Below are 12,908 nucleotides of genomic sequence, written 5' to 3' on the forward strand. Positions count from 1 at the left end.
ACATCAGCCGCCGGATCGGAGGTCAACCGGAAACCAAGTTTGCCGAGGCCCCCACCGCCGTGTCATCGGTGGGACGAGCCAGCCACGTGTACACGTGGGCAATGGCCCGGTGATCCAAAGCCGCAGCCAGCAGCAGGCCGGCCGAGAGGTCCTGGCCTGCCGAGTCGAAATAGCAACTGGTCTCAGCACCGGGGTCATGAGAGCCAGAAGCGAACTGCTCGGCCAGCTTGGCCGCGCGCACTTCGCCAGTAACGTACGAGAGCGTAGTCCACCACCAGGCCGGATCTTCCAATGCAAGCGGCTGGGGTTATGCCGGATTGATGGTGGGAGATACGCGCAACCGAAGCAGCGTACGACTCGAGTCTGTCCTCCGTGATTCGCCATCTGTGCGGCCTCAGCTGACGGGAAACCGTACTAAGGAGCAAGGCGTCGGTACGGCAAAGGCCCGGGGCGAGAATGCCTTGAATTCGACAGGAATCCCAGGCAGCTTCGCGAGTGATTTGCGTCAGGACAAAATTCCCGGATCCATTCATGCCGCTCTCCGTGCCTGAATGCATTCGGGCGAGTTGGCTGACATTCAACAGTCCTTTGTGCATTCCTTTTCTCCTCGGATATCACTCTGCCAAAAGGATGGATTCTGCCAGAGCAGCGTGGGACGGGCTGAGGCCAGCCGGTACACTCGTAATAGGGGGCATCCGCCAAAGCTTTCTTCGCCGCTTGGTGCTAAGACTGGTGGTGCGTTCGAGCAGCTCGTCGGCGAGTTCGAGCTTTTTAAAGTAGAGCATCCCAGCCGATACAAGTTGGTGATCACCAGAGCATCATTGGGTGGAACAAGTCGAGTGCTTCATCCAACCCGGGCCGTCGGTCCAGCGCATCAAATAACTCCTGATAAATGTAGAGATCATCAATTCGGGCCCCGCGTTGAGAATGTCTTGGATTTTGCTGTAGGTTCCGTGAGCTTGGGCTAATATGCAAGTGCATCTCGTTAGCTTGGTCGGGGAATCCTTGAAGGTAGCTCCTAATGTGAGGGTGGAGTGGCGGGCTTATCGCAATGCTATCCGTCCCCGGAAAGATGCAGCTCGGAGACCGAACGTACTGAGTGGGACGCAAGCCCGGCTCAATATTCACGTACTAGAAGTGATCATCCGATGAAGAACATCCGGGATGAAGCCCATTCAAAGTACCTACGCCAGATATTTTCTCGAGAGGGGAATAGGGGAGATTCAAATATGGATCCGCCCAGTTTCGTCTATAGCTTAGGTACAGTCGCGCCGGAGGTTGGTTCCTCAGTCGCGGGTTTTCCGGACGTCAAGTACTGAGACCAGGATAGCGGCCGCTGTGAATGGCACCCCGCCGAGAGCGATCATGGCGAGTTCCGGTGAACCGCCGAATTCGATGATGCCATGGGTGAAGACGAGTTGGGATGCGCTTTGAAAAGCGACGTGGATGCCGACAGCGGTCCACACGCTGCCAGTGACGAGTCGAACGTAGCCCAGTACAATTCCCATGGCCGCGAACAGTGATACGTCGAGTGGGCTGACTCCGCCACGGAGGAAGACCGCAGTAGCAACGAAGAGTGCAGTCTGCACGCCGATGACCCACCACGATGGCAGACGTTCTGCAAGAACCGCGGACACGTAGCCGCGAAACACAAGCTCTTCGGGAATCGCCTCAGTTAAGAGCACCGCGAAAAAGATCAGGCCGAATACAAGCCAAAATTCGGCGGCGGCCACGGGAATCTGTAACGGATTGCCAAGTAGCCTGAGAACAAAGAAAGTGGCGACCGCAGGTACAGACCACGAGGCGATGCCCAGGGCAAACGCTCGCAGATCGCCGGAGGCTGTCGTGAAGCCGGCAGCGCTGAGAGAACGTCGCCCTGACCAGCGAACGAGGATCACAAGGACGGCGATCACGAGGCCAGAAATGGCGAAGCCGCTCAGGATGCGCGTCCAGAGGGTTCCGTGTGCGGTCGGGTCGGTCGAGTTGTTAAGTGCCACCGCGAGCAGAAGCGTACCTACTAGGACTCCGATCATGAAAGCGATGCGAACTAGAACCGACCAGAGTGGTAGCGGTATCCGTTGCTCTTGTGCGGTTTTCGGTTCAGGCCCTGTCATCGTGGGGGTGCCTCCGTTAGTCGAGCATTGCAGTCAAGAACAGCTAATTCGTCACGGTCAGCCGCGGGTCTCGGCCTATAAACGTAGCGGACAATCAGGGAGTTGTCAGCGGTCCAATCTGAAAATCATCTGCGTGACGCGGGCATACCGAGCGATCCATCAACTTCTTCTTGGGTATCTCTGGCCTCTGACAGGCTTAGAAAGTAGATGATGCGCTAGGCGTTGTCGGCTATTTCTTTTATGCGCAGGCGTTGTTCTTCCCACTGCGCGGGCGTCAGATCTGGAATGTTGGGTGCTGAGGGGCGTAACCCGACGAAACCGTCCAATTGCTCGCGTACGATATCCATGTGTCCTGCATGGCGATGAGACTCGGCGATCATATGAATCAGGAGACGTTCCACTGTCGTATGCCGATGCGTTCCCCACCAGGGAACAACGGCAGGGGAATCCAGATCCAAATAATCCAAAACTACGTCGGCAGCGGTGGTTGCCTCGCGGTAGATATTCATGGCATCAGCTAAGGTCATGTTCGGTGGCGGGCGGAAGTCGGCCTGGGCGTCTTCGTCTTCGGAAATGTCTCGGATAATGGGATTCTCAATTTTCTGTCCGAGGCATCCGACGAGATACTCTGATTCGGTGACGGCTAGGTGAAGCAGCAACCCCATGACATGGGTTCCTGTGGGTGCCAAGGGCGTACGCGCTTGGGTGTCGCTCAAGCCTTCGCATTTCCACAAGATTGCTTCGCGGGCATCATTCAGATATTCGCGTAGATGGGCCCCAGTGCCGCTATTGCCAATTGCCATGTGCTGAGTCTAATGCCGCGCAGGGGTCATGCCCCGAAGGATGCTGGACCGAATGCCCAAGATTCCGCCCGGCTTGTTTGACGGGAAATAAACGGCAGTCGCACCGCAGGTTCCCACGGAGAGGCATTCGCCTAATTCGGGCAAGGGGGCATATCCGGGTGAGCGATCGATAGCGTTTTCGTGAAGGGCATGCATAGGAAGCAACGTACGGGTCCGCCGAAATTTCGAGTTCATCTGGCTAGGCAATTGCCAGTCGCCAGTACCTCCGGCCTCCAAAAGATCTTGCCGCGTCCCATTTTCTCCAGCCCATGCAAATGCATTGCAAAGCAGCCGTTGCTGCTAGGCAAGGCGGTGGGAGGATACCAACGAGTAATTCAAGGGCTATTTGCGATTGCGGTTCTCGGGCCGAGTGCCGGACACCTGGAGAGCTGGCACCAGATGGTTTCTAATAACTGGCCGTAGCCGGCCGGTCGTTGTCGTGAGCAGTCCGCCGAGCCGCAAAACTCAGCAATGCCCCTGGGCAGGTGGCCTAGTACGCACAGCTCCCGAAGAAGAGCTCCGGTAGCGACGGCAAAAATGGGTGCATGCAACGCAATGTTGCATGCACCCATTTCCTGGAATCTTGGACTCCCTAGGCAAGTACCTGGCGCTTGGAGGAAATGACGCCGGTATTGAATCCAGCCAGGCGCAGGCCGCCGTGGAAGCGGGCGTGCTCGATCTTCACGCAGCGGTCCATGACCACATTCATGCCCGCGGCCTCGGCGCGCCGGGCCACTTCCTCATGCCAGGATCCCAGCTGCAGCCACAGGGTCTTCGCGCCTACGGCCAGGGCCTCGTCCAGCACGGTAGGCAGGTCATCGTGCTTGCGGAAAACCTCGACCAGATCCGGGGTCTCCGGCAGATCGGCCAGCGACTTGTACACCGGCTGGCCCAGGATCTCATCGAGTACCGGGTTGATGAAATACACCTTGTACTTGGAGGAGGAGAGCAGGTAGGTAGCCACGAAATAGCTGGCGCGCGATGGCTTGTTCGAGGCACCGACAATGGCGATGGACTTGGTGTCGCGCAGGATCTCCAGGCGCTGTGCGGCTCCAGGGCCTTCCCAAGCGGTATCAACGGCAGTCATTAGATTGCTCCCTTCGAAGCGGTTGGCAATGCGCAGGCGGAACCGTCATAGGCCGGAGCCTCGAACCCTGCGGCGGAAGCGGCAATCGCTTCCTGCGAAGCGGCCAGCGCCTGGTCCAGATCCCAGAGGATGTCCTCGACATCTTCCAGTCCTACCGACAGCCGGATCAGATCTTCTGGCACGCCAGCGGAGACCAGCTGCTCGGCGCTCAGCTGCTGGTGGGTGGTGGAGGCCGGGTGCAGCACCAGGGTGCGGGCATCGCCGATGTTGGCCAGGTGGCTGGCCAGCTGCAGGGCTTCGATGAACTTCGAGCCGGCTTCGCGCCCGCCCTTCACCCCGAAGCTGAAGACCGAGCCGACGCCCATGGGCAGCAGCTCCTTGGCCTGCGCGTGCTGCGGGTGGGATTCCAGGCCGGCATAGTTCACGTAGGTCACGCGCTCATCGGCCTGCAACCAGGCAGCGACCTGCTTCGCGTTGGACAGGTGGTTGTCCATGCGCTGCGGCAAGGTCTCCAGGCCCTGCAACAGCTGGAATGCGGACTGGGCCGGCAGAGCCGGTCCGAAGTCGCGCAGCTGTTCGCTGCGCAGCTTGGTCAGGAAGCCGTACTCGCCGAAGTTGTCCCACCAGGAGACGTTGCCGTAGCTGGCAACCGGTTCGGTCATGGTGGGGAACTTGCCATTGCCCCAGTTGAACTTGCCCGACTCGATGACCACGCCGCCCAGGGTGGTGCCGTGCCCGCCGATGAACTTGGTGGCCGAGTGGATCACGATGTCCGCGCCGTGCTCGATAGGGCGCAGGATGTACGGGGGAGTGAGCGTCGAATCGACTACCAGCGGGAGATTGTGGCGGTGCGCCACCTCGGCCAGGCCCTTCAGGTCAGCGATGTCGCCGGACGGGTTGGCCACCACCTCGGTGTAGACGGCCTTGGTGTTTTCCTGGATCGCCGCTTCGAAGTCGGCGGGATCATTGGAGTCGATGAAAGTGGTGTTGATGCCGAAGCGGCGCAGCGAGACATCGAGCTGGGTGATGGTGCCGCCATAGAGCTTCGATGAAGCCACAATGTGGTCGCCTGCCTGGGCCAAGGCCGCGAAGGTGACGAATTCCGCGGCCATGCCCGAGCCGGTGGCTACCGCTCCGATGCCGCCTTCCAGCGAAGCCATGCGCTCTTCGAAAGCCGCCACGGTCGGGTTGCCGATACGCGAGTAGATGTTGCCGTACTTCTGCAGGGCAAAGAGGTTGGCCGCATCGTCAGCGTCCTTGAAGACGAACGAAGTGGTCTGGTAGATCGGCACTGCGCGTGAGCCATGCTCGGCATCGGGGGTGCCTCCGGCATGCAATGCGCGGGTGCGGAATCCAAACTTGTGATCTGCCATGGTGGCTTACGACTCCTTGTCGATTGGGGTTTCGCGGGCACCGCAGGGCGGGCCGCGATCGAGGCAGGAATCCCGGAATCAATGTCGCTTCCTGCTGTGGTCCAACGGGTAGGCGGCTGCATCGTTTCTGGCGGTAGCACCGTAACCACCGGATGTGGCAGGTTGCTGCGGCGTCATCGAACCAGATCTCTCAGCCGCTCGGGATGGTGTAATAATCTTCGCAACATGACCGTTCGTGACCCAACTATGAGTCGTAACGTTGCGTATTGGAGCTGTTATCGGAGATTCTTCGATAACTATTACCCCGGTTAGGCTGGAGTCATGGATACTTCGCTGGCACTGGTGCGACATGGGCAGACCGATTGGAACCTTGCAGGGCGCCTGCAGGGGCGTACCGATATCCCGTTGAACGATACCGGGCGCGAACAAGCTCGCGAGGTCGGGCGCCAGCTGATCGGCCAGAACTGGTCGCTGGTACTTGCTTCGCCCTTGGAACGTGCCCGGGAAACTGCCTCGCTGATTGCCCAGCAGATCGGGGCCGAGACGGGGAACGCCGTTCCGGAACTCATTGAACGCGGCTTCGGCCCGCTGGAAGGCCGGATCATGGCCGAGGTCAGCGAAGCGGAATCGGCTGCTGCCAAGGACCTGCGTGAGCCGCGTGCCCAGATCTTGAGCCGTACGGTGCCAGCGCTGCTGGACTTGGCCAGCAGGCATGCCGGGCGCAAGGTCATGATTGTCAGCCATGGGGCCACCATGCGCACCATCCGCGACGCATTGGCCGGAACCACGGATCCCCAAGGCGTGGAAAATGGCGAAATGCTCCACCTGGAATTGATCCGCCTTGAGCAGATCGCCAGCGAATTGGATCTGGTGGCATTCTAGGAATCCATGGGTATCTGCGTGAAGGAATTTTTTTCGTTCACGCCTCACAAAATGGTCTCCTCGTACGTTTACATGGTGAGAAGCCATGAAGGCGCAAAATTCCAGGAGAGCCATGCAAGCACCGTTCGAGCGGATAGTCCAGGACTATGGACTGAACGTCCTGCGCGTTTGCCGTGCCCTGCTTGATGAGCATCGCGCGCAAGACGCCTGGTCCGAAACGTTCCTTGCCGCGCTCAAGGCGTACCCGCAACTGCCGGAGGACGCCAATGTCCTGGCATGGCTAGTGCGTATTGCCCGGAACAAAGCCATTGACGAGTTGCGCAGGAACAAGCCGGAAATCCTCATCGGCCAAGACGTGGACAGCCTGGCCCCATCGGCCCAACGGCCGGATCTGCAGTTGGAAAACCTGCAGCTGTGGCATGAGGTGAACCAGCTTCCTGGCAAGCAGCGGCAGGTGGTGGCCTACCGCTACCTGGGCGGAATGAGCTACGCGCAAATTGCCGGAATCCTTTCCGGCACCGAAGCTGCCGCCCGGCGTTCGGGCGCCGATGGGATCAAGAATCTGCGGGCCCGGATGGATGACCAAGAACTATGGCGGGAGCAGCCATGAACGGAAAAAATTATCGGCAGCAGGCTACGGCCGCTGAAGCGCAAGTCCTCGACTCGCTGCAGGACCGGCTCGTTGAACGGGCCCGTGCACGGGAACTTGTTGATGTTGCCTATCGCGTGGTCGATAGCCCCGTGGGGGCCTTGCTGCTGGCCAGTACCGATGCCGGGCTGGTCCGGGTCGCTTTTGAATCCGAAGGCCATGACCGGATTCTGGAGGTGCTCTCGGAAAGGCTCAGCCCGCGGATCCTGCGCGACAAGTCGAGCTTGGATGGTGCCGTCCGGCAACTGGATGAGTATTTCGCGGGCCAGCGGCATGGCTTCGATCTTCCGGTGGACTTGCAGCTCTCCACCGAGTTCCGCCGCCAGGTGCAGCTGGAGCTGGGTCATATCGATTACGGGCGTACCCTGAGCTACGCCCAGCTGGCGCAGCAGATCGGCAAGCCGAAAGCGGTGCGGGCCGTCGGTTCAGCCTGCGCCACCAACCCGATTCCCATCGTGCTGCCCTGCCATCGGGTGCTGCGCACCGATGGTTCATTGGGCGGCTACCTGGGAGGCTTGGAAGCCAAGTCCGAGCTGCTGAAGCTGGAGAACCCGGACTTCGCCAGCGGCGCCGCGACGCTGTTCTGACGGGCAGTTCCCGCATGAAACAAGTGCTGGGCTGCTGCCTCCCTTGCGGGAAGCAGCAGCCCAGCACTAATTGCTACGGGCTTGCAGCCCAGCAGCTGCTACTTGCTGCGCAGTTCGAAGCGATCTGCGTCCATGAGCTTGGCCCAAGCGGAGGCGAAGTCATTGACGAACTTCTCCTTGGCATCATCCGAAGCGTAAACCTCGGCCAGTGCACGCAGCTCGGAGTTGGCACCGAAGACCAGATCCACGCGGCTACCGGTCCAGCGGCCATCGGTGGTGGTGTAGGTCTGTTCGTCAGCGGACGGGGTCCATTCCAACCCCAGCTCCAGCAGGTTCGCGAAGAAGTCGTTGGTCAACGCGCCTGGGGTGTCGGTGAAGACGCCCAAGTTGGAGCCGTCCCAGTTATTGCCGATGACGCGCAGTCCACCGAGCAGTACGGTAGCTTCCGGTGCCGAGAGGCCCAGCAGATTCGCGCGGTCGATCAGCAAGTACTCGCTAGGCAGCTTGACGAAGCCCGAGTCGTAGTTGCGGAATCCGTCGGAAACTGGTTCCAGCCATGCGAACTGGTCAACGTCGGTTTGCTCCTGGGTTGCGTCTACGCGGCCCGGGGTGAATGGAACCTCGACCTGCTGGCCAGCTGCCAGGGCTGCCTGCTCGACTCCGACGTTGCCGGCTAGGACAACGACGTCCGCGAAGGAAGCCTTGATCCCGGAAGTGGCGTTGAAGTTGTCAACAATCTCTTCCAGCTTGGCAATTACCGGCTTGAGCTGTTCAGGCTGGTTCACGCTCCAGGAGACCTGTGGTTCCAGGCGGATGCGGCCGCCGTTGACGCCGCCGCGCTTATCCGAGCTGCGGAAGGTCGAAGCGGCCTTCCAAGCCGTGGATACCAGCTGCTGGACGGTCAGTCCCGAATCGTTGATCAGGGCTTTAAGTGCGGCAACTTCAGTTGCACCCAAGGTGGTCTGCGGAGCTGCTGGCAGTGGATCCTGCCAGAGCAGGTCCTCAGCAGGAACCTCTGGGCCGAAGTAGCGGGACTTCGGGCCCATGTCACGGTGGGTCAGCTTGAACCATGCGCGGGCGAAGGCGTCTGCGAACTGGTCTGGGTTCTCCTTGAAGTTCTTGGAGATCGGGCCGTAGACCGGGTCGAAGCGCAGGGCCAGGTCGCTGGTAAGCATGCGTGGCTCGCGGTGTTCCAAGGTCTCGAATGCAGGCTGGACCAAGCCGGCTCCGCCATTGTTGACCGGGCGCCACTGCTTGGCGCCTGCTGGGGATTCGAACAGTTCCCATTCGTAGGCGAAGAGGATGTGGAAGAACTCGTTGTCCCAGCGGGTTGGGTGGTAGGTCCAGGTGACTTCAAGACCCGAGGAGACGGTGTCCGCGCCCTTGCCGGTGCCGTGGCCGTTCTTCCAGCCCAGTCCCTGCATTTCGAGCGGAGCTGCTTCTGGATCCGGGCCGATCTTGTCATCGGCATGCGCGCCGTGGGTCTTGCCGAAGGTGTGGCCACCGGCGATCAGCGCGACGGTCTCCTCGTCGTTCATGCCCATGCGGCGGAAGGTTTCGCGGATGTCTACGGCCGAGGCCAGCGGATCCGGATTTCCGTCAGGACCCTCAGGATTCACGTAGATCAGGCCCATCTGCACTGCTGCCAGAGGAGCATCCAGGTCTCGCTTGCCGGTGTAGCGTTCGCTGTCCAGCCAGACCTTTTCAGGGCCCCAGTAGACATCGTCATCTGCTTCCCAAACGTCCTTGCGGCCGCCGGCGAAACCGAAGGTCTCGAAGCCCATGTCTTCCAGAGCCACATTGCCAGCCAGCAGGATAAGGTCGGCCCAGGAAATCGACTGGCCGTACTTCTTCTTCACTGGCCACAGCAGGCGGCGAGCCTTGTCCAGCGAAACGTTGTCAGGCCACGAGTTCAGCGGAGCGAAGCGCTGCTGGCCTGCGCCGCCGCCGCCACGGCCGTCGTGCGAGCGGTAGGTGCCTGCGGAGTGCCAAGCCATGCGGATGAAGAACGGGCCGTAGTGGCCGAAGTCTGCTGGCCACCAGTCGTGCGACTGGGTCATGATTTCGGTCAGGTCGGCTTTTACTGCCGACAAGTCGAGGGCATTGAAGGCTTCAATGTAGTCGAAGTTCTCGTCCAGCGGGTTGGAAACCTGCTGGTTCTTGGCCAGAATCCTCAGATTCAGCTTATTCGGCCACCATTCGGTGTTGGCATTGCCCTGGGTAGGGTGAATTCGACCCGCGCCGCCAACTACTGGGCACTGACCTGCAGTCATCTCAGACATGTGCTCTTTCCTTCCGGATTGTTTAGGGTTTATCTGGTTTTATCCATCGCACAGCAGCTGCGCTGATGACGATGGCAAATCTAGGGGTTTACTTAGACAGCAACTATGCGTTCGCAGCCTGGCAACCCGGGCAGGTGCCCCAATAGATCACTTCGGCTTCATCAATGCTGAACCCGTGGTCATTGGAAGCATGCAGGCACGGGGCGCCGCCGACAGCGCAGTCGACGTCCGCCAGCTTTCCACACTGGCGGCACACCACATGGTGGTGATTGTCGCCAACGCGGGCTTCATAGCGGGCGGTATGGCCCTGTGGCTGTATCTGCCGAATGACACCCAGCTTCGTGAAGAGCCTGAGTGAATCGTAGACAGCTTGGTGCGACACATTGGGGTGATCTTCACGGACAGCCGAAATGATGGTTTCGGTATCCGCGTGCGGGTGCGCTGCGACGGCGGAAAGTACCGCAACGCGCGGTTGCGTGACCCGCATCGATGCCGCCTTCAGCACCTGCTCGATCCCTGCCTGTGATGTCATGTACCCAGCATGCCTGCTTATTTTGAATCAGTCAAGATAAGTTTCAGTGTATTTCACGTTAAAAGTTGGTGGACCCCGGTTCGCTGGTTGGATCAATGGCTCATTAGTAAGTATTCCGTAACCGACATGTTCAGGCATGACGTGCTTCCGGGGAGAAAAATTGCGGAATCATAGAGATTTCACCAGGAATAGGAAAGGCAATAATGAGCGATTTTGACTCCAAGAATATTTCCGGTCATTTGATGATTTCGCGGGGGCAAGGAGTGGAAAACTCCATGGGGCGAGGAAGCTCACATAGATGGTGATGCCAGCGTAAACAACGTGATCCTGGGGCGGCGGAGGTCCGAAAATGGCGAGAAATCAAGGAACAGATTTGACCCTTGATGAGATGTCGACCATGCTGGAAAAGGCCCATTTTGGGATTTATCGTGTCAAATTCGTGCTAAATCGGGTCAACTCGCAGAAATAATTCGCGGGATATCAGCGGAGAATAGCTGTTTCTTTCAGGCTGCTCCAACGCTAGATTTAGACACAACGGACCGACACCCGAAAAGCAATTCGCAATCAATCACACTGCATGGCGATCGTTTACTCGAGAGGCGATGGCTCGGCAGATTCCGCCCGGATCTTCTCCGCGGGATCTCACCAGTGAAGGAAGAACGCAATGAAGCAGACGGATCAATCAATCGTAGACCTCGTCGAGGAACTGCATTCAGTTCGTCACAGACGACCTAAGAAGTACTCACTTTCCGGTACGGATTACTGGGTATTCGGAATTGCCGGCGTTCTAGCGCTGGCATTTATCATTTGGGGTTTCGCTACCCCGGAAGGGCTGGGCAAGGCCTCCAGTGCGGCCCTTGATTGGGTTATCACCAACACTGGCTGGCTTTTTGTCATCGCTGCCGCGGTTTTCGCGGTCTTCGCCATCGTCGTAGCGGCCAAGAACTTCGGACGCATCCCGCTGGGCAAGGACGGCGAGACGCCAAAGTTCTCCACGGTCTCGTGGATCTCGATGATGTTCGCAACCGGCATGGGCATCGGCTTGGTCTTCTACGGCGTAGGCGAGCCGCTGTACTTCTACATGTCGCCTCCTCCGGGAACGGTGGAAGGTTCCACCAGTGATGCCCTGAGCACCGCCATGGGCACCACGCTCTTCCACTGGACCCTATTCCCATGGGCCATGTACGCCATCGTTGGTTTGGGCATGGCTTACGGCAGCTTCCGGCTGGGACGCCCCCAGCTTTTCTCAGCCATGTTCAGCTCGATCTTCGGCGACCGCGCCATCCATGGTTGGGGCGGGCGCACCATCAATATCCTGGCCATCATCGCCACCCTCTTCGGCTCGGCTTGTTCGCTGGGTCTGGGCGCATTGCAGATTGGCGGCGGCATCCAGGCCACCGGGATGATGGAGAAGGTCGGCTCCGGCGTTCTGGTTATCATCATTGGCATTCTGACGGCATTGTTTGTCGCTTCTGCCGTTTCCGGCATCGAGCGAGGTATCCAGTGGTTGTCCAACACCAACATGGTATTGGCATTGATCATCGCATTGATCGTTTTCATTGGCGGCCCAACTCTGTTCATCCTGAACGTCATTCCCAATGCCATTGGCGCTTTCATCGGCGACTTGCCGGAGATGGCTTCGCGTACGGCTGCCGGCGATGGCGCAATGTCTGATTGGCTGTCCTCGTGGACTGTCTTCTACTGGGCATGGTGGATCTCTTGGAGCCCATTCGTAGGCTTGTTCATCGCCCGCATTTCCCGTGGCCGCACTATTCGCCAGTTCGTCACCGGCGTGCTGCTCGTTCCATCCAGTGTCACCCTGATTTGGTTTGCAATCTTCGGCGGTGGCGCAATCGGTATTCAGGAACGCGCTGAACGCTCCGGGGAAACCGGGGAAAAGCTGGCCAGCATTGTTGACGGCGTACCAGATATCGACTTCGATTTGATCCTCTTCGACATGCTTGGGCGCCTCCCGCTGTCGGGCTGGATGGCTACCGTGCTGATGGTCGTCACCGTGCTGCTGATTGCAATCTTCTTCGTGACCGGCGCAGACTCGGCCTCGATCGTGATGGGTGCGCTCAGCGAACGCGGCGCTGAAGAGCCATCCAAGAAGGCCGTGATCTTCTGGGGCGTGGCCACCGGCGCTGTGGCCGCGGTGATGCTGCTGGCTGGCGGCGATCATCCGGCGGAGGCATTGACCGGGCTGAAGAACATCACCATTGTTTCGGCGCTGCCATTCGTGATTGTGATGCTCCTGCTCTGCGTGGCGTTGTGGAAGGACCTGAGCAAGGATCCGCTGGTGCTTCGCGGCAAGGTGGCTCGAAAGGTCCTGGAGCAGTCCGTGGGCCAAGCGGTTGACCGCCATGAGGGCAGCCAGTTCAGCTTGATGACCACCGAAATTCCTTTGGTCAGTGCCGAGGGCAAGGCCTCCGAAGGGAAGCTCTTCGCCACCGAAGCCGCCGCTGACCCGGTGCAGGACGGCAAGAACACTGCGGCCGATGGCCAGAGCCAGAAGCCAACGACCGGGGATTCCTAACCGGCAAATCAAATGAAGCTTCTT

11 protein-coding genes and 1 riboswitch are annotated in these 12,908 nt (G+C 59.4%); of the genes, 4 read left to right on the top strand and 7 right to left on the bottom strand.

Features of this window, described 5'->3' with window-relative positions; all coding sequences use genetic code 11:
• Positions 1–22: 22 nt before the first annotated feature.
• The 5 genes from M2368_RS11875 to M2368_RS11895 form a co-directional block, all read right to left on the bottom strand.
• A complete protein-coding gene (locus M2368_RS11875; RefSeq protein ID WP_404598727.1) occupies positions 23–292 on the bottom strand; it encodes a hypothetical protein in 270 nt (89 codons plus the stop codon).
• A 994-nt stretch (positions 293–1,286) separates the two neighbouring features.
• Complete coding sequence (locus tag M2368_RS11880; protein ID WP_219844127.1) at positions 1,287–2,033, bottom strand: CPBP family intramembrane glutamic endopeptidase; 747 nt, start codon at positions 2,031–2,033, stop codon at positions 1,287–1,289.
• Between the two features lie 296 nt (positions 2,034–2,329).
• Positions 2,330–2,917 carry a DinB family protein gene (locus M2368_RS11885; protein ID WP_404598730.1) on the bottom strand — a complete coding sequence of 196 codons (588 nt, stop codon included), beginning with the start codon at positions 2,915–2,917 and terminating at the stop codon, positions 2,330–2,332.
• A gap of 631 nt (positions 2,918–3,548) precedes the next feature.
• Positions 3,549–4,043, bottom strand: coding sequence for a CoA-binding protein (locus M2368_RS11890; RefSeq protein ID WP_105657946.1), 495 nt, complete (start codon positions 4,041–4,043; stop codon positions 3,549–3,551).
• The gene (locus M2368_RS11895) at positions 4,043–5,416 is read right to left on the bottom strand and encodes an O-acetylhomoserine aminocarboxypropyltransferase/cysteine synthase family protein (RefSeq protein ID WP_133834308.1); all 1,374 of its coding nucleotides are present in this window, start codon (positions 5,414–5,416) and stop codon (positions 4,043–4,045) included. Before M2368_RS11895 ends, M2368_RS11890 begins: the two co-directional genes overlap by 1 nt.
• A gap of 115 nt (positions 5,417–5,531) precedes the next feature.
• Positions 5,532–5,626, bottom strand: a riboswitch (SAM riboswitch).
• Between the two features lie 111 nt (positions 5,627–5,737).
• Here M2368_RS11895 and M2368_RS11900 point away from each other — a divergent pair.
• The 3 genes from M2368_RS11900 (at position 5,738) to M2368_RS11910 (ending at position 7,534) form a co-directional block, all read left to right on the top strand.
• Entirely contained in the window at positions 5,738–6,298 is a 561-nt protein-coding gene (locus M2368_RS11900; protein WP_404598732.1) for a histidine phosphatase family protein, read from the top strand.
• A 112-nt stretch (positions 6,299–6,410) separates the two neighbouring features.
• Positions 6,411–6,908: an RNA polymerase sigma factor gene (locus tag M2368_RS11905; RefSeq protein ID WP_332595234.1), complete on the top strand. Its 498-nt coding sequence runs from the start codon at positions 6,411–6,413 to the stop codon at positions 6,906–6,908.
• Positions 6,905–7,534, top strand: a complete 630-nt coding sequence (locus M2368_RS11910) for a methylated-DNA--[protein]-cysteine S-methyltransferase (protein WP_332488328.1) — start codon at positions 6,905–6,907, stop codon at positions 7,532–7,534. The genes M2368_RS11905 and M2368_RS11910 overlap by 4 nt, the downstream gene beginning before the upstream one ends.
• Before the next feature lie 98 nt (positions 7,535–7,632).
• Here the strand turns inward: M2368_RS11910 and katG are convergent, their stop codons facing one another.
• Both katG and M2368_RS11920 read right to left on the bottom strand, forming a co-directional pair.
• Positions 7,633–9,816 (bottom strand): catalase/peroxidase HPI, encoded by a 2,184-nt coding sequence (gene katG, locus M2368_RS11915; RefSeq protein WP_332488326.1) that lies wholly within the window; start codon positions 9,814–9,816, stop codon positions 7,633–7,635.
• A 103-nt stretch (positions 9,817–9,919) separates the two neighbouring features.
• On the bottom strand, positions 9,920–10,348 hold the full coding sequence (locus M2368_RS11920; RefSeq protein ID WP_105657951.1) for a Fur family transcriptional regulator: 429 nt from the start codon (positions 10,346–10,348) through the stop codon (positions 9,920–9,922).
• A 664-nt stretch (positions 10,349–11,012) separates the two neighbouring features.
• On the opposite strand from M2368_RS11920, the gene M2368_RS11925 reads away from it, so the two are divergent.
• Positions 11,013–12,884, top strand: a complete 1,872-nt coding sequence (locus M2368_RS11925; protein ID WP_404598733.1) for a BCCT family transporter — start codon at positions 11,013–11,015, stop codon at positions 12,882–12,884.
• Positions 12,885–12,908 lie beyond the last annotated feature (24 nt).

The organism is Arthrobacter sp. JUb119 (assembly GCF_024807995.1).
Taxonomy (GTDB): domain Bacteria; phylum Actinomycetota; class Actinomycetes; order Actinomycetales; family Micrococcaceae; genus Glutamicibacter.